Origin of the sequence: Phytobacter palmae (assembly GCF_039409775.1) — a bacterium.
GTDB lineage: Bacteria > Pseudomonadota > Gammaproteobacteria > Enterobacterales > Enterobacteriaceae > Phytobacter > Phytobacter palmae.
The window spans coordinates 297,846-319,076 of sequence record NZ_JBCIVJ010000003.1; the positions used below are offsets into that span (position 1 = coordinate 297,846).

Annotated in this window: 17 protein-coding genes; 8 read left to right on the forward strand and 9 right to left on the reverse strand. The window is 53.3% G+C overall.

Annotation, left to right across the window (positions count from 1 at the left end; genetic code table 11):
- Window positions 1–96: 96 nt before the first annotated feature.
- The gene (gyrA, locus tag AAIG39_RS06590; protein ID WP_090085307.1) at window positions 97–2,730 is read right to left on the reverse strand and encodes a DNA topoisomerase (ATP-hydrolyzing) subunit A; all 2,634 of its coding nucleotides are present in this window, start codon (window positions 2,728–2,730) and stop codon (window positions 97–99) included.
- 158 nt (window positions 2,731–2,888) lie between these two features.
- Here gyrA and ubiG point away from each other — a divergent pair, with 158 nt between their 5' ends.
- The 4 genes from ubiG (at window position 2,889) to yfaE (ending at window position 7,733) form a co-directional block, all read left to right on the forward strand.
- The gene (ubiG, locus tag AAIG39_RS06595; protein ID WP_343193449.1) at window positions 2,889–3,617 is read left to right on the forward strand and encodes a bifunctional 2-polyprenyl-6-hydroxyphenol methylase/3-demethylubiquinol 3-O-methyltransferase UbiG; all 729 of its coding nucleotides are present in this window, start codon (window positions 2,889–2,891) and stop codon (window positions 3,615–3,617) included.
- A gap of 345 nt (window positions 3,618–3,962) precedes the next feature.
- Window positions 3,963–6,248: a class 1a ribonucleoside-diphosphate reductase subunit alpha gene (nrdA, locus tag AAIG39_RS06600; protein WP_090085303.1), complete on the forward strand. Its 2,286-nt coding sequence runs from the start codon at window positions 3,963–3,965 to the stop codon at window positions 6,246–6,248.
- A 100-nt stretch (window positions 6,249–6,348) separates the two neighbouring features.
- A complete protein-coding gene (gene nrdB, locus AAIG39_RS06605; protein WP_090085581.1) occupies window positions 6,349–7,479 on the forward strand; it encodes a class Ia ribonucleoside-diphosphate reductase subunit beta in 1,131 nt (376 codons plus the stop codon).
- On the forward strand, window positions 7,479–7,733 hold the full coding sequence (gene yfaE, locus AAIG39_RS06610; protein ID WP_090085302.1) for a class I ribonucleotide reductase maintenance protein YfaE: 255 nt from the start codon (window positions 7,479–7,481) through the stop codon (window positions 7,731–7,733). Before nrdB ends, yfaE begins: the two co-directional genes overlap by 1 nt.
- A gap of 29 nt (window positions 7,734–7,762) precedes the next feature.
- On the opposite strand, the gene glpT is transcribed toward yfaE, so the two are convergent.
- Window positions 7,763–9,115 (reverse strand): glycerol-3-phosphate transporter, encoded by a 1,353-nt coding sequence (gene glpT, locus AAIG39_RS06615; protein WP_249569219.1) that lies wholly within the window; start codon window positions 9,113–9,115, stop codon window positions 7,763–7,765.
- Window positions 9,116–9,390: 275 nt separating this feature from the next.
- Here glpT and glpA point away from each other — a divergent pair, with 275 nt between their 5' ends.
- The 3 genes from glpA to glpC are packed head-to-tail and all read left to right on the forward strand — an operon-like array spanning window position 9,391 to window position 13,446.
- Window positions 9,391–11,013 (forward strand): anaerobic glycerol-3-phosphate dehydrogenase subunit A, encoded by a 1,623-nt coding sequence (gene glpA, locus AAIG39_RS06620; RefSeq protein ID WP_343193450.1) that lies wholly within the window; start codon window positions 9,391–9,393, stop codon window positions 11,011–11,013.
- Complete coding sequence (glpB, locus tag AAIG39_RS06625) at window positions 11,003–12,259, forward strand: glycerol-3-phosphate dehydrogenase subunit GlpB (protein WP_249569221.1); 1,257 nt, start codon at window positions 11,003–11,005, stop codon at window positions 12,257–12,259. The genes glpA and glpB overlap by 11 nt, the downstream gene beginning before the upstream one ends.
- Entirely contained in the window at window positions 12,256–13,446 is a 1,191-nt protein-coding gene (gene glpC, locus AAIG39_RS06630) for an anaerobic glycerol-3-phosphate dehydrogenase subunit GlpC (RefSeq protein WP_343193451.1), read from the forward strand. Before glpB ends, glpC begins: the two co-directional genes overlap by 4 nt.
- 38 nt (window positions 13,447–13,484) lie before the next feature.
- Here glpC and yfaU read toward each other — a convergent pair whose 3' ends face one another.
- The 6 genes from yfaU to AAIG39_RS06660 form a co-directional block, all read right to left on the reverse strand.
- Window positions 13,485–14,291 carry a 2-keto-3-deoxy-L-rhamnonate aldolase gene (gene yfaU, locus AAIG39_RS06635; RefSeq protein WP_343193464.1) on the reverse strand — a complete coding sequence of 269 codons (807 nt, stop codon included), beginning with the start codon at window positions 14,289–14,291 and terminating at the stop codon, window positions 13,485–13,487.
- Window positions 14,292–14,312: 21 nt separating this feature from the next.
- On the reverse strand, window positions 14,313–15,602 hold the full coding sequence (locus AAIG39_RS06640; protein WP_090085294.1) for an MFS transporter: 1,290 nt from the start codon (window positions 15,600–15,602) through the stop codon (window positions 14,313–14,315).
- A 54-nt stretch (window positions 15,603–15,656) separates the two neighbouring features.
- Window positions 15,657–16,862, reverse strand: coding sequence for an L-rhamnonate dehydratase (gene rhmD / locus AAIG39_RS06645; RefSeq protein ID WP_090085292.1), 1,206 nt, complete (start codon window positions 16,860–16,862; stop codon window positions 15,657–15,659).
- A gap of 13 nt (window positions 16,863–16,875) precedes the next feature.
- Window positions 16,876–17,658: an IclR family transcriptional regulator gene (locus AAIG39_RS06650; RefSeq protein ID WP_249569224.1), complete on the reverse strand. Its 783-nt coding sequence runs from the start codon at window positions 17,656–17,658 to the stop codon at window positions 16,876–16,878.
- A 205-nt stretch (window positions 17,659–17,863) separates the two neighbouring features.
- Window positions 17,864–19,063 carry a nicotinamide mononucleotide deamidase-related protein YfaY gene (locus AAIG39_RS06655; RefSeq protein ID WP_249569225.1) on the reverse strand — a complete coding sequence of 400 codons (1,200 nt, stop codon included), beginning with the start codon at window positions 19,061–19,063 and terminating at the stop codon, window positions 17,864–17,866.
- Window positions 19,064–19,156: 93 nt separating this feature from the next.
- Window positions 19,157–19,699 (reverse strand): YfaZ family outer membrane protein, encoded by a 543-nt coding sequence (locus tag AAIG39_RS06660; RefSeq protein ID WP_090085287.1) that lies wholly within the window; start codon window positions 19,697–19,699, stop codon window positions 19,157–19,159.
- Window positions 19,700–19,977: 278 nt separating this feature from the next.
- Here AAIG39_RS06660 and AAIG39_RS06665 point away from each other — a divergent pair, with 278 nt between their 5' ends.
- The gene (locus tag AAIG39_RS06665) at window positions 19,978–20,169 is read left to right on the forward strand and encodes an NUDIX hydrolase (protein WP_139223059.1); all 192 of its coding nucleotides are present in this window, start codon (window positions 19,978–19,980) and stop codon (window positions 20,167–20,169) included.
- Window positions 20,170–20,207: 38 nt separating this feature from the next.
- Here the strand turns inward: AAIG39_RS06665 and AAIG39_RS06670 are convergent, their stop codons facing one another.
- The gene (locus AAIG39_RS06670; RefSeq protein WP_343193452.1) at window positions 20,208–21,158 is read right to left on the reverse strand and encodes an Rpn family recombination-promoting nuclease/putative transposase; all 951 of its coding nucleotides are present in this window, start codon (window positions 21,156–21,158) and stop codon (window positions 20,208–20,210) included.
- Window positions 21,159–21,231: the final 73 nt, after the last annotated feature.

The window sequence follows — 21,231 nt, forward strand, 5'->3', positions numbered from 1 at the left end:
ATGAGGGTGTAAAAGTGACTGAGGTTAAAGTAGCGGTAAAATGCCGGTGTCGCAATGGCAAAGAGAAAGGGCCGGAAAACCGGCCCTCAGCACAGATTACTCGTCGGCGTCGTCGTCAGCCGCGCCATCGTCAACTTCCGGGGCGATTTCATCATCCCCTTCCGCGACGCTGCCATCGATGGAGTCAAGTTCTTCGTCGTCCACCGGCTCGGCCACACGCTGCAGACCGACCACGTTTTCATCCTCAGCAGTACGGATCAGAATCACGCCCTGGGTGTTACGCCCTACCACGCTGATTTCAGACACGCGCGTACGCACCAGCGTACCGGCATCAGTGATCATCATGATCTGGTCGGTATCAGTTACCTGTACCGCACCCACCACGGAACCGTTACGTTCGGTCACCTTGATGGAAATAACGCCCTGCGTACCACGTGATTTGGTCGGGTACTCGGTTTCAGCCGTACGTTTGCCGTAGCCATTCTGCGTCACGGTGAGGATTGCCCCTTCGCCACGCGGAATGATCAGCGAAACGACTTTGTCCTCGCCTGCCAGCTTGATACCGCGAACGCCTGTTGCGGTACGTCCCATCGCGCGAACGGCGTCTTCTTTGAAGCGCACTACTTTACCGGCAGCAGAGAACAACATGACTTCGTCCTGACCAGAGGTCAGATCGACGCCAATCAGTTCATCGCCTTCATTGAGGTTAACCGCAATAATCCCGGCAGAGCGCGGACGGCTGAACTCGGTCAGCGCTGTTTTCTTCACGGTACCGCTGGCGGTCGCCATAAAGACACTCACGCCCTCTTCATACTCGCGAACCGGCAGAATGGCGGTGATACGCTCATTCGGCTCCAGCGGCAGAAGGTTGACAATCGGACGGCCACGCGCGCCACGGCTTGCTTCAGGCAACTGATAAACTTTCATCCAGTACAGACGACCACGGCTGGAGAAGCACAGGATCGTGTCGTGGGTGTTGGCCACCAGCAGACGATCAATAAAGTCTTCTTCTTTAATACGCGCCGCAGATTTGCCTTTACCGCCACGACGTTGTGCTTCGTAGTCGGTAAGCGGCTGGTATTTCACGTAGCCCTGATGCGACAGCGTCACCACAACATCTTCTTCGTTGATCAGATCTTCGATATTGATGTCGGCGGTGTTCGCCGTGATCTCAGTACGACGCTCGTCACCGAACTGCTCGCGGATTAATTCCAGTTCTTCGCGGATCACTTCCATCAGACGATCAGCGCTGCCAAGGATGTGCAGCAGCTCAGCGATCTGTTCCAGCAGCTCTTTATACTCGTCGAGCAGTTTTTCATGCTCAAGGCCCGTCAGTTTCTGCAGACGCAGATCCAGAATTGCCTGTGCCTGCTGTTCGGTCAGGTAGTATTTACCGTCACGAATCCCGAACTCCGGCTCCAGCCATTCAGGACGCGCGGCGTTATCGCCCGCACGCTCCAGCATGGCGGAAACGTTGCCCAAATCCCACGGCTGCGCGATAAGACCGGCTTTCGCTTCCGCCGGGGTCGGCGCACGGCGAATCAATTCGATAATCGGATCGATATTCGCCAGCGCAACGGCCAGCGCTTCAAGGATATGCGCACGGTCACGCGCTTTACGCAGTTCGAAAATAGTACGGCGAGTCACTACTTCGCGGCGGTGACGCACGAATGCGGACAGAATGTCTTTCAGGTTCATGATCTTCGGCTGGCCATGGTGCAGTGCCACCATGTTGATACCGAAGGAAACCTGCAGTTGGGTCTGGGAGTAGAGGTTGTTCAGTACCACCTCACCCACCGCATCACGTTTGATTTCAATAACGATGCGCATCCCGTCCTTATCAGACTCGTCACGCAGCGCGCTGATACCTTCAACGCGTTTGTCTTTTACCAGCTCGGCAATTTTCTCGATCAGGCGCGCTTTGTTCACCTGATACGGAATTTCATGCACGATGATGGTTTCACGACCCGTTTTCGCGTCAGCTTCCACCTCGGCGCGGGCGCGAATATAAATTTTGCCACGTCCGGTACGGTACGCTTCTTCAATACCGCGACGGCCATTGATAATGGCGGCAGTCGGGAAATCCGGACCGGGGATATGTTCCATCAGCCCTTCAACGCTGATGTTTTCATCCTCTATATACGCCAGGCAACCGTTAATCACTTCCGTCAGGTTATGAGGAGGAATGTTGGTTGCCATCCCGACTGCAATACCGGAAGACCCGTTCACCAACAGGTTGGGGATCTTGGTCGGCATGACATCAGGGATTTTTTCCGTACCGTCGTAGTTATCGACGTAATCAACGGTCTCTTTTTCCAGATCGGCCATCAGCTCATGGGCAATTTTCGCCAGACGGATTTCCGTATAACGCATTGCCGCCGCGGAGTCGCCGTCAATAGAACCGAAGTTCCCCTGACCATCAACCAACATGTAGCGCAGTGAAAATGGCTGAGCCATACGCACAATGGTGTCATACACCGCGGAATCACCATGGGGATGGTATTTACCGATTACGTCACCAACGACACGGGCAGATTTTTTGTAGGCTTTGTTCCAGTCATTGCCCAAGACGTTCATGGCGTAAAGTACGCGACGGTGAACCGGCTTTAGACCATCGCGGACATCTGGCAGCGCACGGCCAACAATGACCGACATGGCATAATCCAGATAAGAACTTTTCAGCTCTTCCTCGATGTTGACCGGTGTAATTTCTCTCGCAAGGTCGCTCATCTAACCGCTATCCCTCTACTGTATCCCGGATTCAAAGGTCGCAAATTATAACACAACCGTAATGAATCAGGTAAACGGAAAGACCCCGCAGGGCGCTTTATTAGCGCCAGCAGACTGTTATACTCATCCGTCTTGCTAAAAAAGGAGTACGTATCCCCATGAATGCCGAAAAAACGTCGGTTGCTCAAAACGTTGACCAGGCTGAAATCGCCAAATTTGAAGCGGTTGCCTCTCGCTGGTGGGATCTGGAAGGCGAATTCAAACCTCTTCACCGCATCAATCCGTTACGCCTGGGCTATATTGCAGAGCGTGCAGATGGCCTGTTTGGCAAGAATGTATTGGATGTCGGTTGCGGCGGCGGCATTCTGGCGGAGAGCATGGCGCGCGAAGGGGCGACGGTTACCGGGCTGGATATGGGCTCCGAACCGCTGCAGGTCGCCAGACTACATGCTCTGGAGTCCGGCATTCGCGTCGAATACGTACAAGAGACCGTCGAAGATCACGCCAATAAACACCCACAGCAATATGATGTTGTCACCTGCATGGAGATGCTGGAGCACGTACCGGACCCGCAATCGGTGGTCAACGCCTGCGCACGGCTGGTCAAACCCGGTGGCCACGTCTTCTTCTCGACAATTAACCGTAACGGCAAAGCCTGGCTGATGGCGGTGGTTGGTGCCGAGTATGTGCTAAAAATGGTGCCGAAAGGTACCCATGACGTGAAGAAATTTATCAAACCCGCAGAACTGCTCAGTTGGGTGAATCAAGCCGGATTGCAGGAGCGCCACATCACGGGGCTGCATTATAATCCGCTGCTTAATGTCTTTAAGCTCGCTCCCGGTGTGGATGTGAATTATATGTTACATACAAAGGCAAAAAACGTCTGACGTCATTCACTATTCTTATAAAGATTGCGCTACTTCGTGTTGCGCGATCTTCCCTTCCCGATGAAGAAATCAGCGTTTGATCAAATTTTCATTTTTTTTTGCGAAATATTGACATCCCCGCCAGGCCTTATGCGACGTGGACTTAGCGTTTATCACTCTTTTGCAACCTCAATTTAACGTCAAAATCAACTCTTGTACTCAAAAGAATCCTTACTAGAATACTCACCATATAGCGTTTCTCTTATCTTAAACCCCCAACATATAGTATTTATCCACAGAGTTAGTCACAACGCGGTTCTGTGGATAATTGGGGGATATTTTTATTCACGGACAGGTAAATTTCACATGAATCAGAGTCTGCTGGTGACAAAGCGTGATGGTGGTACTGAACGCATCAATCTCGACAAAATTCATCGGGTGCTGGATTGGGCGGCAGAGGGGCTGAGTAATGTATCCATCTCCCAGGTGGAACTGCGTTCCCATATCCAGTTCTATGACGGCATCAAAACGTCCGATATTCACGAGACCATTATCAAAGCCGCTGCGGACCTGATCTCCCGCGATGCGCCTGACTACCAGTACCTCGCTGCTCGCCTGGCCATCTTCCACCTGCGTAAAAAAGCCTACGGTCAGTTCGAGCCGCCAGCGCTGTACGACCATGTGGTAAAAATGGTTGAGCTTGGCAAATACGACACGCATCTGCTGGAAGACTACACGGAAGAAGAGTTCAAGCAGATGGACGGGTTTATCGACCACTGGCGCGATATGAATTTCTCCTACGCGGCCGTTAAGCAGCTTGAAGGCAAATACCTGGTTCAGAACCGTGTAACCGGCGAAATCTACGAGAGCGCGCAGTTCCTGTATATTCTGGTGGCTGCCTGCCTGTTCTCGGGGTATCCACGCGAAACTCGTCTGAGTTACGTGAAGCGCTTCTATGACGCGGTCTCCACGTTCAAAATCTCACTGCCAACACCGATTATGTCCGGCGTGCGTACCCCTACCCGTCAGTTCAGCTCCTGCGTCCTGATCGAGTGCGGCGACAGCCTGGACTCCATTAACGCCACCTCCAGTGCGATTGTGAAATACGTTTCCCAGCGCGCCGGTATCGGCATCAACGCCGGGCGCATCCGCGCGCTGGGTAGCCCGATTCGCGGCGGTGAGGCATTCCATACCGGCTGTATCCCGTTCTACAAACACTTCCAGACAGCGGTAAAATCCTGCTCTCAGGGCGGTGTGCGTGGTGGTGCGGCGACTCTGTTCTACCCGATGTGGCATCTGGAAGTTGAAAGCCTGCTGGTACTGAAAAACAACCGTGGTGTTGAAGGTAACCGCGTGCGTCACATGGACTACGGCGTACAGATCAACAAACTGATGTACACCCGTCTGCTGAAAGGGGAAGAGATCACTCTGTTCAGCCCGTCTGACGTTCCGGGTCTGTATGACGCCTTCTTCGCCGATCAGGACGAGTTCGAGCGTCTGTACACCAAATATGAGAAAGACGACAGCATCCGCAAACAGCGCGTGAAAGCCGTTGAGCTGTTCTCGCTGATGATGCAGGAACGTGCTTCTACTGGTCGTATCTACATCCAGAACGTTGACCACTGCAATACCCACAGCCCGTTTGACCCGGTGGTTGCGCCAGTGCGCCAGTCTAACCTGTGCCTGGAAATCGCCCTGCCGACCAAACCACTGGAAGACGTGAACGATGAAAACGGTGAAATCGCGCTCTGTACGCTGTCCGCTTTTAATCTGGGCGCGATTTCTGACCTCGATGAGCTGGAAGAGCTTGCGGTGCTGGCCGTGCGTGCGCTGGATGCCCTGCTGGATTACCAGGACTACCCGATTCCGGCGGCAAAACGCGGCGCAATGGGACGTCGTACGCTGGGTATTGGCGTGATTAACTTTGCCTACTGGCTGGCGAAAAACGGCAAACGTTACTCCGATGGCAGTGCCAACAACCTGACGCACAAAACGTTCGAAGCAATTCAGTACTACCTGCTGAAAGCGTCTAATGAACTGGCGAAAGAGCAAGGCGCGTGCCCGTGGTTTAACGAAACTACCTATTCCAAAGGCATTATGCCTATTGATACCTACAAGAAAGATTTGGACGGTATCACCAGTGAGCCGCTGCACTATGACTGGGACGCCCTGCGTGAATCGGTGAAAACCTACGGTCTGCGTAACTCCACGCTGTCTGCGCTGATGCCGTCGGAAACCTCATCGCAGATCTCCAATGCCACTAACGGTATTGAACCGCCGCGCGGTCATGTGAGCATCAAGGCATCGAAAGACGGTATTCTGCGCCAGGTGGTGCCGGATTATGAACTGCTGAAAGATAATTATGAGTTGCTGTGGGAGATGCCGAACAATGACGGCTATCTGCAACTGGTTGGCATCATGCAGAAATTTATCGACCAGTCGATCTCTGCAAATACCAACTACGACCCGTCACGTTTCCCGTCAGGAAAAGTGCCGATGCAGCAACTGCTGAAAGACTTGCTTACCGCCTATAAATTTGGCGTGAAGACCCTGTACTATCAAAACACCCGTGACGGTGCGGAAGATGCGCAGGATGATCTGGTGCCGTCCATTCAGGATGATGGCTGCGAAAGCGGCGCATGTAAGATCTAAGCACTTCGCCGGGTGGCGCTGCGCTTACCCGGCCTACGGTTTTGTAGGCCCGGCAAACGCAGTGCCGCCGGGCAATAAAATCTCAACAGGACTCACCGCAATGGCATATACCACCTTTTCACAAACGAAAAACGACCAGCTCAAAGAGCCGATGTTCTTCGGCCAGCCGGTCAACGTGGCGCGCTACGATCAGCAAAAATATGACATCTTCGAAAAGCTGATTGAAAAGCAACTCTCCTTTTTCTGGCGTCCGGAAGAAGTTGACGTTTCCCGCGACCGAATTGATTATCAGGCATTGCCGGAACATGAAAAACACATTTTCATCAGCAACCTGAAATACCAGACCCTACTGGACTCTATTCAGGGGCGCAGTCCGAACGTGGCGCTGTTGCCACTGATTTCGATCCCGGAACTGGAAACCTGGGTTGAAACCTGGGCGTTTTCAGAAACGATCCATTCGCGCTCTTACACCCACATCATCCGTAATATCGTCAACGATCCGGCGGTGGTATTTGACGATATCGTCACCAACGAGCAGATCCAGAAACGTGCCGAGGGCATCTCTGCCTATTACGATGAGCTGATTGAACTGACCAGCTACTGGCATTTACTGGGCGAGGGTACCCACACCGTCAACGGCAAAACCGTGACCGTGAACCTGCGAGAGCTGAAAAAGAAACTGTATCTGTGCCTGATGAGCGTTAACGCGCTGGAAGCTATCCGCTTCTACGTCAGCTTTGCCTGCTCTTTCGCCTTCGCGGAGCGCGAACTGATGGAAGGCAACGCCAAAATCATCCGTCTGATTGCGCGTGATGAAGCACTGCATCTGACCGGTACTCAGCACATGCTGAACCTACTGCGTTCGGGTAGCGATGATCCGGAAATGGCGGAGATTGCCGAAGAGTGCAAACAAGAGTGCTATGACCTGTTCGTCCAGGCGGCTCAGCAGGAGAAAGAATGGGCAGAATATCTGTTCCGCGATGGCTCCATGATCGGCCTGAATAAAGATATCCTCTGGCAGTATATTGAGTACATCACCAATATTCGCATGCAGGCGGTCGGCCTGGATTTACCGTTCCAGACCCGCTCTAACCCGATTCCGTGGATTAATACCTGGCTGGTCTCCGATAATGTACAGGTTGCTCCGCAGGAAGTAGAGGTCAGCTCTTATCTGGTCGGTCAGATCGATGCTGAGGTCGATACCGACGACCTGAGTAACTTCCAGCTCTGATGACACGCGTAACCTTGCGTCTGACGGGCACACAGGTGTTGTGCCAGGAAGAACACCCTTCTCTGCTGGTGGCGCTGGAGTCAAACCGCGTGACGGTGGAATACCAGTGCCGGGAAGGTTATTGCGGCTCCTGCCGCTGTCGCCTGGTTGCAGGCCAGGTCGACTGGCTGACCGAGCCGCTGGCGTTTATCCAGCCTGACGAAATCTTACCCTGCTGCTGCAAAGCAAAAGGGGATATTGAGATTGAAATGTAAAAGGGCCGCACGCGGCCCTTTTTATTTTCTTACCGGCGCTTAGCCGCGACCTGTGCATGATGTTTGCGTTCGCCCATCATCACCACAATCAGCAAGAGCACCGCCAGAATGCTGCCGCCAATCATTACCATAAAACCGCCGTCCCAGCCGAAAAAATCGACGGTGTAACCGACAATCGCGCTGGCCGCCACCGACCCGCCAAGATAGCCGAATAAACCGGTGAAACCCGCTGCCGTACCGGCCGCTTTTTTCGGCGCCAGTTCAAGGGCGTGCAGACCAATCAGCATCACCGGGCCATAAATCAGGAAGCCAATAACAATCATACATACCATGTCTATCGTCGGATTGCCCGCCGGGTTTAACCAGTAGATGATCGTGGCAATGGTGACCAGCGTCATAAAGAAGACGCCTGTAGCACCACGGTTACCTTTGAACACTTTGTCAGACATCCAGCCGCAAATCAGCGTACCGGGGATCCCGGCATATTCGTAAAAGAAATAGGCCCAGGAGGATTTATCCAGCGCGAAATGCTTCACTTCTTTCAGGTAGGTTGGTGACCAGTCCAGAATGCCGTAGCGCAGCAGATAAACGAATACGTTGGCGATAGCGATATACCAGAGCAGACGGTTCGGGAAGACGTACTGCATAAAGATTTGCTTTGCCGTCAGCTCCTCTTCCGCCTTTTCACTGTAATCGTCCGGATAGTCGTTTTTATACTCCTCAATCGGCGGTAAGCCGCAGGACTGGGGAGTATCGCGCATCATGGCGAATGCGAAGATAGCCACAATGATTGCTCCAAACGCAGGCATATACAGCGCCGCCCGCCAGTCGTTAAACCATGCCATACCCAGCAGGAACAACAACGGGGGAATACCGCCGCCCACGTTGTGCGCGCAGTTCCATACAGACACTATCCTGCCACGCTCTTTTTGCGACCACCAGTGCACCATGGTACGTCCGCACGGAGGCCATCCCATTCCCTGGAACCAACCACACATGAACAGCAGCACAAACATAATGGCAATGCTCGAAGTCGCCCACGGGACAAATCCCATGAACAACATGACTGCCGCCGCCAGAATCAGCCCGGCGGGCAGAAAGACACGCGGATTCGAACGATCCGATACCGACCCCATGATGAATTTTGAAAAGCCATAGGCAATGGAGATCCCCGAGAGAGCAAAGCCTAAATCACCACGCGAAAAACCCTGTTCTACGAGGTAAGGCATGGCCAGCGCAAAGTTTTTGCGCACCAGATAATAGGCCGCATAGCCAAAGAAAATACCCAGAAAAATCTGCCAGCGCAGACGACGATAAACCGGGTCAATGCGTTCTTCAGGAAGCCTTTCTCGGTGAGATTCAGGCCGGAAAATACTCAACATAATACGCCTCCGTGGCAGGGTTTTATCATTATAAGTAACTGCAATGAGTGAAAACGAAACCGTAATTTCGTTTGAAACGGTTTTAGCCAGCAAATTCTAGCGACAAAAGGCGATTTGTCGCACCTTATGTTACATATTTATGACAAAGCTCCACTTTCAGACATAAAACCGCCCCTGTTATTTTCGTTTTTTGCTCGAATATGCGCGATATCAAACAATCCACAGCAACAGTGTGGCTAAATGTTTCCATGGAATCCCGCTCGGAAGACGAAAAAATGGGTAACTCAAACGACTACGATGTCATTATCATCGGCGGTGGCGCGACCGGGGCAGGTATCGCCCGCGACTGTGCATTGCGCGGCCTGCGCGTGGTGCTGCTTGAACGCCATGACATTGCGACAGGTGCCACTGGCCGCAATCACGGTTTATTGCACAGCGGTGCACGTTATGCAGTGACTGATAACGAATCCGCCCGGGAATGTATTGCAGAAAACCAAATCCTCAAGCGTATCGCTCGCCACTGTATTGAGCCTACAGACGGCCTGTTTATCACCCTGCCGGAAGACGATCTGGCTTACCAGCCAGTCTTTATTGACGCCTGCCAGCGCGCAGGGATTAACGCGCAGGCCATTACACCAGAAGAAGCGCGGCGTATGGAACCCAGCGTCAACCCGGCACTGACTGGCGCCGTGCGCGTTCCCGACGGCACCGTGGATCCTTTTCGCCTGACCGCCAGCAATATGCTGGACGCGCGTGAACATGGCGCCACTATCCTGACAGGCCATGAAGTCTGCGGCTTAGTTCGTCAGGGCGACAGGGTCACCGGCGTACAATTGATGAACCCGCAAACACATGAACTTTATCACCTGCATGCTCCTGTCGTTGTTAATGCCGCCGGGATCTGGGGCCAGCGCATCGCAGAATATGCGGATTTACGAATCCGAATGTTCCCGGCCAAAGGCGCCCTTCTGATTCTTGACCATCGCATCAACCAGCATGTGATAAACCGCTGCCGTAAGCCGGCAGATGCCGACATCCTCGTGCCTGGCGATACCATTTCCCTGATCGGCACCACCTCCACTCATATCGACTATAAGGATATTGATAACATTCGGGTGACGCCCGAAGAGGTCGATATTCTGCTGCGTGAAGGGGAAAAGCTGGCGCCAGTGATGGCGCAAACCCGTATCCTGCGTGCCTATGCGGGCGTCCGTCCTTTGGTTGCCAGCGACGATGACCCGACAGGACGTAACGTCAGTCGCGGCATTGTGCTGCTCGATCACGCCCAGCGGGACGGAATGGAAGGTTTTATCACTATTACCGGCGGCAAACTGATGACCTACCGTCTGATGGCGGAATGGGCCACTGATGCCGTCTGCCGCAAGCTCGGTCACAGCACCCCCTGTACCACAGCGACAACGCCATTACCTGGCTCACAACAGCCGACAGAACAGGCGCTGAAAAAAATAATCTCACTGCCGGTGCCGCTACGCGGCTCGGCCATTTATCGCCATGGCGATCGCACACCAGCCTCATTAGGCAGCGATCGCCACAGCCGTAGTCTGGTATGCGAATGCGAAGCCGTCACCGCCGGGGAAGTCCAGTACACCGTTGAAAATCTTAATGTTAACTCCCTGCTCGATCTACGCCGCCGTACCCGCGTGGGCATGGGCACCTGTCAGGGTGAGTTGTGCGCCTGTCGCGCAGCAGGCTTGTTGCACAGCATGCGAGTAACCAATGAAACGGAATCTCTTAGCCAACTTTCAGCGTTCCTGAATGAGCGCTGGAAAGGCATCAAACCTGTCGCCTGGGGTGATGCGCTACGAGAAAGTGAATTTACACGTTGGGTCTATCAAGGACTGTGCGGGCTGGAAAAGGAGCCAACTGATGAAATTTGATACGGTTATAATCGGCGGCGGCCTCGCCGGATTACTCTGCGGCATCCGGCTGAGCGAAAATGGCCAACGCTGTGCTATTGTCAGCCGCGGTCAAAGCGCACTCAACTTCTCCTCCGGCTCACTGGATTTACTCTCCCGCCTGCCGGACGGGCAACCGGTCAGCGACCTCATCGCCGGGGTGGATGCGTTACAGCGTATGCAAAGCGAACATCCTTATGCTCTGCTGGGCGGTGAAAGGGTACGCCACTATGCAAAAATGACCCAGACCATGCTGGCAGATTGCGGCCTGGCACTAAAAGGTGACGCAGACACACCGCATATGCGCGTCACCCCGCTGGGTACCTTTCGTCAGGCCTGGTTAAGCCCCGATGAAATTCCTCTCCAGCCGACAAAAGATATGACCATCGGGGTTGTCGGCATTTCTGGGTTTCTCGATTTCCAGCCGCAGCTGGCTGCCGCGTCACTGAGAAAACATGGCATGAATGCGAACGCAGAAGAGATAACGCTGCCAGTGTTGGATCGCGTGCGCGATAACCCAAGTGAATTTCGCGCCGTCAATGTCGCTCGCGTACTGGATATGGCTGAGAATTTTGACGAGATGTACCGCGCCTTACTACCGTTAAGCCGTCAGTACGATGTGCTCTACTTCCCGGCCTGTATTGGCCTGCAGGACAGCACCGTCTTTACGCGCCTCAATCAGCAACTCTCCTGCCCACTGCATTTGCTGCCCACCCTGCCACCATCGGTTCCCGGCACCCGTATGCAATCACGCCTGCAGCAACGCTTTATCCAGAGCGGAGGTACATGGATGCCCGGAGACGAGGTAATACGGGCCGATGTGGAAAAGGGTCGCGTGACACAACTGTGGACACGCAAGCACGAGGATATTCCGCTCCGTCCCCGCCATGTGGTGCTCGCCAGCGGCAGTTTTTTCAGTAACGGTTTGATTGCCGAACGCGATCGCGTCCGGGAAGCCATTTTTGACCTCGACGTTTTACAAAGCCCCGGACGGGAGAGCTGGTATCGCGACAATGTTTTTGATGCCCAGCCGTGGCAACAGTTTGGCGCTATCACTGACGAAACGCTACGCGCTAAGCGCCAGGGCACAACACTGGAGAACCTGTATGTAGTGGGCTCTGTATTAGGCGGTTTTGATGCCGTTGCCCAGGGGTGCGGTGGCGGCGTTTGTGCGGTTACCGCGCTGTATGCCGCAGAACAAATTTGTGCCCGGGGAGAGCTAAAATGACAACAACTCAGTTTGAAAGCTGTATCAAATGCACCGTTTGCACTACGGTCTGCCCGGTCAGTGCGGTAAATCCGTCCTACCCTGGCCCGAAACAGGCGGGGCCCGATGGCGAGCGTTTACGTCTAAAAGATCCGGCACTGTTTGATGAGGCGCTGAAATACTGCACCAACTGTAAACGGTGTGAAACTGCCTGTCCTTCCGGGGTGAAGATTGGCGATATTATTCAGCGTGCGCGTTCGCAATATGCCGTCAATCCGCCTTCACTGCGTAATGCCATACTGAGCCATACGGATTTGATGGGGTCGTTATCCACCCCATTCGCACCGCTGGTTAATACCGCCACGTCGCTCAAGCCTGTTCGCCAGTTGCTTGATAAAGCGCTGAAAATCGATCATCACCGGACACTGCCAAAATATTCCCATGGCACGTTTCGCCGCTGGTATCGCTCCGTTGCCGACAGGCAAAAAGCGTTTGACCAACAGGTGGCGTTTTTTCATGGCTGCTATGTGAATTACAACCATCCGCAATTGGGTAAAGATTTGCTGCAGGTGCTGAACGCGATGGGGATCGGTGTGCAACTGCTACGCCAGGAAAAATGCTGCGGGGTGCCGCTGATCGCCAATGGTTATTTTGCCAAAGCGAAAAAGCAGGCGGAATTTAATATTCGGGCGTTGCAGCAGAGCATCACAGGAGACGGCATTCCGGTGATTGCCACCTCTTCAACCTGTACCTTCACTCTGCGGGATGAATATCCGCATTTGCTGGACGTGGATAATCATCATTTACGTCCGCACATTGACCTGGCAACGCGTTGGATCTGGCGCAAGCTGGAAGAAGGCAATACGCTCAAACTCAAAGAATTACCGTTGAAAGTGGTTTATCACACACCGTGCCATATGGAGAAAATGGGCTGGACGCACTACACCCTGGATCTGCTGCGACGGATCCCCGGGCTGGAACTTAACGTGCTGGAGTCACGTTGCTGCGGGATTGCGGGGACGTATGGCTTTAAGCGGGAAAACTACCCTACCTCGCAGGCAATTGGCGAACCGCTATTCCGCCAGATTGAGGCCAGCGGCGCGGATTTGGTCATCACAGATTGTGAAACCTGTAAATGGCAGGTAGAAATGTCCACCAGCCTTCGCTGTGAACACCCTATCACCCTACTGGCGCAGGCGCTGCGTTAAAGATTTCGCCCGCCGGCATCCTCCCGGCGGGCGAATAGTTAATAACTGCCCTTCGCTGCAGCGGCAGACGGTACAGACCGTTTAAACATCGCTAAACGTTCATCCAACGCACCGGTATATAACATGGTGTCGACACCAACTGCCACGAAATTAGCCCCCCACTCAAGAACTTTCTTTGCCATCAGAGGATCGACCGCCAGAAAACCCGCCGCCTTCCCTGCATCACGAATTTGCTTAATGGCCTGCTGAATGGCACGTTGTACTTCCGGATGACCACTGTTGTCAGGATAGCCCAACGAGGCGGAGAGGTCGGCAGGGCCGATAAATACGCCGTCGATACCATCAACATGCAAAATGGCGTCAAGATTATCCAGCGCCAGTTTGCTTTCAACCTGAATCAACAAAGACAGCTCTTCATTGGCGCGGGCCATATAATTATCAACCCGGCCCCACCGCGCAGCGCGCGCGACACTCGCCCCCACTCCACGAACGCCTTGCGGCGGGTAGCGCGTGGCAGCCACAATATCCTGTGCCTGTTCCGCACTCTCTACCATGGGAATTAACAAGGTACGGGCACCAATATCGAGCACTTGTTTGATAAGAACACGGCTCCCCTCAACGGGCCGAATGACGGCCTGGCTGGTATAAGGGGCAATGGCCTGCAACTGCTGATAGAGATCCTGAATAGTATTCGGCGCATGTTCGCCATCAATCAATAACCAGTCATACCCGCAGGTCGCCGCAATCTCAGCCATATACGACGTGGTGGAACTTAACCACAGACCAATCTGCGTTTCGCCTTTTAGCAGGCCCGCCTTGAACGGATTGGATAAAATCGGATCCATTGTCATTTCACTTCCTTTTTGTCATGAATGAACGCTGTTTGAGTGGGAGACAGAATGTCTGACATTCAGCGTTAAAATGAGCAGCGCACCGGCAATTGCCACGCCGGCAAGGGTCAGAAGCCCGGCAGCACCGCTGGCAAACAGGGTTTCGGCTTTGACACGGATGATCGGGGCCAAAAATCCGCCAACCGCGCCGAATAAATTCACAAAACCAATGCCCGCAGCCAGCGCCGTTCCGGACAGAAGCTGCGTTGGCATGGTCCAGAAAACCGGTTGCACGGCAATAAATCCCACCGCCGCAACGCATAAGGCCAGAATGGCCAGCACGGGAGATACCAGGCCGGAAACGCCAATGCCAATACCCGCCGCTAACAGTGTCAGCGCAGCGATGTTACGTCTTTCCCCCGTCTTGTCGGAATAACGAGGAATAAGCCAGGTACCAAACAGGGCGGCAACCCAGGGGATAGCAGTAACGACAGAGGCGGTGAATCCCACTTTTGTTCCCAGCAACGCGGCCACCTGCGTCGGCAGGAAAAAGATCAATCCATACACCGCGACCTGAATAGTCAGATAAATGAAAGCCAGCTGCCATACCCGTCCATTACGCAGGGCATCGGTCAGACGTGAGGTCACTTTACTTTCCTCTTCGCTGGCCAGCTGAGTCTCAAGAACACCCTTCTCTTGCGGCGTGAGGAAGCGGGCCTGGGCTGGCGTATCATCCAGCCAGAAGAAGGTAAAGATCCCAGCGGAGACAGCAAGCAGACCTTCAATCAAAAACATCCAGAACCACCCCGGATGTCCCATAAAGCCATGCATTTCAAGCAATGCGCCGGACAGCGGCGAACCCAGCGTCAAGGCTAATGGCGCCCCCATGTAAAAAAGTCCCATGATGCTGGCGCGATTGCGCTGTGGGAACCACTGAGAGGTGAGGTAAATCATGCCAGGGAAGAAACCTGCTTCTGCTGCCCCCAGAAGGGTGCGTACAAGCAGAAACCGGGCTTCGGTATCAGCCCAGGCCATCGCCGCAGAGAGAAATCCCCATAACAGGGTGGTCCCCCCAATCCAGTAGCGTGCGCCGAACTTGCGCATCAATAAATTAGCCGGTACGCCGAGGAAGGCGTACACCACAAAAAAGATCCCCGCCCCCAATGCATAAGCCTCGTTGCTCAGGCCGGTGTCTATCTGATACGTCTCTTTTGCAAAACCGATATTGGAACGATCAAGAAATGCCAGGACGTATAACATCAACATAAAGGGGATTAAACGGGCGCGGTTTTTCTTTACCACGCTATCCAATAAGCTGGTATTCATTGTAATGACCTCATGTAGGGCTGCGCCGCGTAGTGACGGCGCGACGCGGAGGAATTAGTGGTTATACGGGCGCTTTAAATTGCAGTTGCGATTAAGTTCGACACCAAAGCCCGGTTTATCCAGAACACGCTTATGGATACGTCCATTCACTGGCACTGGTTCATCCACCAGGATGGGGTCAAATTGCGGACGCAGCGTAGAGCAGTCGGGGCTGGTCATTAAAAACTCACTGAATGGCGTATTAGTAAAGGTAATCACCGCGTGATGGGAATAAACCGAAGAACCATGTGGCACGACAAGTTGTCCGCGCGCTTTTGCGATTGCGGCGATCTCAACCAGCGTCGTTAAGCCACCGCACCAGCCGACATCAGGCTGCATGATATCAATCCCGGTTTCCGAAAGCGTACGAAACGATTGCAGCGTACCGTGATGCTCACCGCTGGTAACCATCATTCCGGCAGGTGCGTTACGTTTCAGTTCGCGATATCCCTCATATTGCTGTGGTGGCAGACACTCTTCGATCCATTTCAGATTATAAGGAGCGCAGGCATGGGCCAGTTTTGTTGCATAGTTAACATCCTGGCTCATCCAGCAATCCAGCATAAGCCAGAAATCTTCACCGCATTTCTCGCGATATTCAGCCACCATTGCCGCATCTTTGCGAATACCCGCATCACCATCATGAGGGCCCCAGTGTGTCGGCATTTTGCCGCCAATAAATCCCATCTCTTTCGCCAGGTCAGGGCGCGCGCCGGTCGCATAAAACTGGATTTCGTCACGTACCGCACCACCGAGCAATTTATAGACGGGTAACCCGACAACCTTGCCAAACAGATCCCACAAAGCCAGGTCGACGCAGGAGATCGTATTCATAACCAACCCGCCAGACCCTGCGTAATACAAGGTGGAATTAAGCATCTGATCATGTATGAGTTTGATATCACTGACACATTTACCCTCGATAAAGCGGTTTAAATGCTTTTCAACGATAAAACAGCCCATCTCTCCGGCGGTGGAAACAGCAAAGCCCGTCTGGCCATTTTCCGCTTCCACCTCAACAATTAAGGTTCCCAGTACGTTGATACCGAAAGACTGTCGGGATTGCTCATAGGCCTTGTATTTGCTCATAGGGGTAGCGATATGATCGTCTATCCAGTGATGGGCTCCCTGATCGTGATAATCACCGCCACCTGCCCCTTTCTCTGCGGTAGCGCCTCCGATAAACCAGGCCCTGACGTGTTTAATTTTCGGTAAGTTCATGATGTTCTCCTTTTTATGATGCTTGCTTGTCGAACGGGCTTTTCCACCCTAAGAGCCGGGAAATATCTTTTGCGCAAGTAATCGCCTTACCTGCCAGGTAATCCCGGTTTTCCTCATTGATTTGCAGACGGGTTCCCACTACCGAGATGGCTGCCGTTAGCGCGTTGCGCGCATCAAAAACGGGGGCTGCAACACATCGGACATCGGGGTAATCTTCGCCATTGTCATAGCTCCATCCGCGGGAACGAATCAGCATCAGTTCATCGTGTAATTGTTGGGCACTGGCAATGGTCGACGACGTCGCTTTTTCCCAGTGCAAATGACGGATGATTTCATCGCGGATCGCAGGCGGCTGCCAGGCCAGCAGACACTTCCCTATACCCGAGCGATAAAGGGAAAGACTTTTGCCCTCATGAGAGCGCACGCTGATGGTGGAGGAGGATTCTATTTTGAGAATGTAATAGGCATTTGCGTCATCAATAATCCCCAGATGACAGAGCAGACCGGTCTCATCCATAAGTTCAGTCAGACGGGGGCGGGCAATTTCGCGCAGATCCATTCTTGCCAAAGCGTGCCCGGCAAGTTCAACGAGCTTTGTCCATAAGCAGTAGTTGTCATTGCTATCAACACGCAATAAACGCGCTTTCTTTAATTCCGCCAAAATTAGATAGGCGGTGCTTTTAGGAATCCCGGTCTCTTCAATGATTATCGCAGCGCTGCAAGGCCCGCTACGAGCGATGAGATTAAGAATGTCGATTGCCCGGCTGAGCGCGGGTACTTTGGTTGATTCCAACATATTGGACTCCAGTCCTGAATATTGGAATCAGTGTTGCGGCTTACCGGACCAGGTTTTGTGAGAACGATCATAAAGCCAGAGTGATCCAGAATGCTGGACATCTCGTGAATAAAAAACGTGAAGTGAAACGCAGATTTTTTCAGGCAGAGTACAACAGGTTGGACTGGAAAAGGCCGGAAGCGCTATTTCTTCCGGCGTAAAAGGATTATTCAACAAATAACGATTCGACGACATTGATCCAGCCATGGTCACTGGCAACATCCTGGCCATTAAGCCAACGGCGCAGAATATTGAGCGCCATCATCGCACAGACCTCCTGGCGTACTATCAGACTATGTCGATTCGTATTAAATTTCACGCGTAAGGCATGCGTGCCTTCCGGTGTCGCCAGCGCAAAGTTCAGATGCTCTTCTTCCAGCCCCGAGATGGTGAGTGCCAGCCCGGCCAGATGGCGATCGCGCAGCCCCGCAGCCCAACGAGCCGTCTGCACTAACGCTTCATCCTGTGAAGGGATGACTTCGCTGACCAGCAACGGCGCGCCCGCACGCGAAAGCTGCAAGGCCACAAGGCCACCGGTGAATTGTTCGCTTAGCGTCAGGCTGAGTTGACGTTCACGCAGTCGACCGGCAAGCAGCGCCGGTAAACCCACGGTACCTTCGAAAATGAGGCTCTCACCGGCTACCCGTTTCACTTCCGGCCATAACGCGTCCATCGCCTCGCGATGCTCTGCAGGACCGGTGAGTTTCAGCTCAATAATGGGCATTGATGAGCGATACCCCATTACCACGCCCTCGGGTAACGTCAAATGCGACAGGTTTTGCGCCAGATCGCTTTCAGAGCGACCAAAGGTTGTCAGGCGCAGACAGACAGGCGGCTCAGGAAGCGTAAAGCGTGCGCGAATGCGCGGAAGAATTTCACGTTCCACCATCACTTTAAACTCCGAAGGCACCCCTGGCGTAAAGAACATCAGGCAGCGATTAAGCTGTAAAGCAAAACCGCAGGCAGTGCCGACAGGGTTATCCACCAGCTCTGCACTGGCAGGAATTTCTGCCTGCTTGCGGTTGCTGGGCGCCATAACGCGTCCGCGCTCGGTAAAGAAGCGCTCCATCTGCGTCAACCATTCTTCATGCAATACCAGCGTTTCGCCCTTCGCCGTTGCCGCCGCCAGCGCACTGAGGTCATCGCTGGTTGGGCCTAATCCACCATTAACAATAAGAATATCCGCCTGCTGGCTGCGTTCACGCAGAATGGCCACCAGGTCGTCGAGGTTGTCGCCAACGGTATTACGTCGGGTAAGCGGTAACCCCTGATTAAAGAAAAAATCTGCCAGCCAGGCGGCATTCGTATCCACGATTTGCCCGTGCAAGACTTCATCGCCGGTTGACAGCATCTCTACGTTTAACATTATTTTCTCCAGCAATAGAGGTTGAAACACTATACCGCATGAAGAGAAGAAAAGAGGTAAGAAACTGGCGCGGACGGACGCCGCGCCGAAAGATCAGAAGCTGGCGTTGACGCCGACATACGGGCCATCTGCCACCGCATTATCGCGTTTGCCTTCTTTGCCAGTCAGATCGACATAACGGTAACCGGCTTCGATGCTGAGCGGACGTATAATGGTCAGGCGAGCACCGGCATTCGCTTCACGGTAGTCATTAACCCCGCTGGAGAGGGAATCGGGAGAGTAATAATATTCGCCAAAGAGGCGAAAACTGTCACTAATCTGCCACGCCAGACCGCCGCCTGCGGCCAGCGCATACCCTTCGCTTCCGGCATTCGGGTTAAGGTAAACACCCTTACCGCCAACAGTCCCCATAAACGGCCCCAGCGGAATGTTATACCCCAGGCCAAGACCGGCGATGTCGCCATTATCATCGTTGTGTGCCCAGTTACCGCTCAACGCGAGGCCACTGGTTTCCGTACCCAACCCAACGCCAAGGTTTGTGTAGTGCTCACCAACCTGGCCGCTCAAGCTCACGGCATTTGCCCCGGCAGACGCCAGCAGAAGGCTGGCAAAACCCAAACATAAACTCTTTTTCATTTCTCTTATCCGCGCAACGATAGTCCACTGTTCCAAAGCGGCTGATTGTACGATCATTTTTTTTAAGAATACTGAACTAAAAATGATTATTTACATCAATCCACGATTTTTATGCGCTCGTTTTCATTAAATGCGCCAGTACAGGACCGTTTGCTACATTTTTGACAGCTTACTGCCCCCGCGCAACGTGAGTGGTATAAGCCCAACCCCGCCCAGGGATAAGGACTCAATCATGCGTCAAAGGGTGATTATGGCGTTTTAGCCGGCCAGTGGACTCGGTGTGGTGGGGCATCGAACCAGGCGAGAAATGGGTATTGCAGCAGATAACGCCGTGGACTTTTAGCGACGAGGTGCGCATGAAAATCTACATCAAAGACAACAAAGAAGAGATCTACATGAGCTCCCTGATTTTTGACTGCACCAGGGAGAACGGTGAAGTGGAGCTTAATGTCGCCCCCGTCGCACGCTAAGCCAGAAAGGACTACTCTTAGAACATAGCGGCGCAGATTTAATGTTTGAACTGCGCCAGTTCCGCTTCACTCAGACCAGTGAGACGCTGCACGATGGCTTTGTCCATCCCACTACGTAACATTTCACAGGCGATGCGAAGCGCCTCTGACTTTTGACCTTCCTCACGTCCTTCATTCCGGCCTTCATGACGGCCTTCTTTGCGCCCCTGACGAAAACCTTTACGCCTGCCGAGTTCTTCCAGTTGTTCAGCAATAGTCATCAACGTCTCCTTATGTTGTGGCGAACGAAGTGCCAGCCGACGAAGAAAAGCTCCGGGTGCTGGCGTGTTGCCTCTGCTCAGTAAATAGTGCATCGCAGCGCGCAATTGCTGCCGCGTAGTGTATCCCAGCGACAAGGTTGTGACCAGTTTGTCCAGCAAGAGGGTCATATCCCGCAGGCGAATGTGTTTTTGTAATAATTCGAGTAAGGCCACACGTCGGTGCGTCATGATCTGCTCGTCTGGCACAATGGTGATATCCACCAACGGAAATGACGCTGTGTACAGTTCACGGGCATGTTGCGGTTGGCTGAACATATCCAGCCAGGATAACGAAAAGGGATACGGGCTAATGCGCCCATGATAAAAAAGCATCGGAATCACCAGAGGCAAGACTGTGTTTCCCGCATCGAGATGTCGCTGCATTGCCGCGACGGCATAACGCATCAAGCGAAAGGCCATAAGCTTATCGGGTGAACTTTGGTGCTCAATGAGTACATAAATATATCCCCCACCATGATGGGTTTTGACCGAGTAGAGCACATCGGAATGTGTTGCACGCAGTGCCTCGTCAACAAAACTTCCGGACTCCAGTTTCAGCGTAGTAAGATCGCAAAGTTGACGTAGCGACGCGGGTAAATGGAGTGTCAGAAAATCGCACGCCGTCTCTTTATGGGTAAGAAACTGCTTGAAAAGCGCATCATGCGTGGTGGATGCAGCGGTGTTCTTCATGGCATTCCTTGCCTGAGCGGAAATGTCAGGACACTAACACCCTTCTGCTGCCGGTGGACATTCCCCGCCTTCA

Bases quoted from the DNA above. Each gene is read 5' to 3' on its own strand.
- gyrA (WP_090085307.1), bottom strand. From the start codon at position 2,730: ATGAGCGACCTTGCGAGAGAAATTACACCGGTCAACATCGAGGAAGAG.
- ubiG (WP_343193449.1), top strand. From the start codon at position 2,889: ATGAATGCCGAAAAAACGTCGGTTGCTCAAAACGTTGACCAGGCTGAA.
- nrdA (WP_090085303.1), top strand. From the start codon at position 3,963: ATGAATCAGAGTCTGCTGGTGACAAAGCGTGATGGTGGTACTGAACGC.
- nrdB (WP_090085581.1), top strand. From the start codon at position 6,349: ATGGCATATACCACCTTTTCACAAACGAAAAACGACCAGCTCAAAGAG.
- yfaE (WP_090085302.1), top strand. From the start codon at position 7,479: ATGACACGCGTAACCTTGCGTCTGACGGGCACACAGGTGTTGTGCCAG.
- glpT (WP_249569219.1), bottom strand. From the start codon at position 9,115: ATGTTGAGTATTTTCCGGCCTGAATCTCACCGAGAAAGGCTTCCTGAA.
- glpA (WP_343193450.1), top strand. From the start codon at position 9,391: ATGGGTAACTCAAACGACTACGATGTCATTATCATCGGCGGTGGCGCG.
- glpB (WP_249569221.1), top strand. From the start codon at position 11,003: ATGAAATTTGATACGGTTATAATCGGCGGCGGCCTCGCCGGATTACTC.
- glpC (WP_343193451.1), top strand. From the start codon at position 12,256: ATGACAACAACTCAGTTTGAAAGCTGTATCAAATGCACCGTTTGCACT.
- yfaU (WP_343193464.1), bottom strand. From the start codon at position 14,291: ATGGATCCGATTTTATCCAATCCGTTCAAGGCGGGCCTGCTAAAAGGC.
- AAIG39_RS06640 (WP_090085294.1), bottom strand. From the start codon at position 15,602: ATGAATACCAGCTTATTGGATAGCGTGGTAAAGAAAAACCGCGCCCGT.
- rhmD (WP_090085292.1), bottom strand. From the start codon at position 16,862: ATGAACTTACCGAAAATTAAACACGTCAGGGCCTGGTTTATCGGAGGC.
- AAIG39_RS06650 (WP_249569224.1), bottom strand. From the start codon at position 17,658: ATGTTGGAATCAACCAAAGTACCCGCGCTCAGCCGGGCAATCGACATT.
- AAIG39_RS06655 (WP_249569225.1), bottom strand. From the start codon at position 19,063: ATGTTAAACGTAGAGATGCTGTCAACCGGCGATGAAGTCTTGCACGGG.
- AAIG39_RS06660 (WP_090085287.1), bottom strand. From the start codon at position 19,699: ATGAAAAAGAGTTTATGTTTGGGTTTTGCCAGCCTTCTGCTGGCGTCT.
- AAIG39_RS06670 (WP_343193452.1), bottom strand. From the start codon at position 21,158: ATGAAGAACACCGCTGCATCCACCACGCATGATGCGCTTTTCAAGCAG.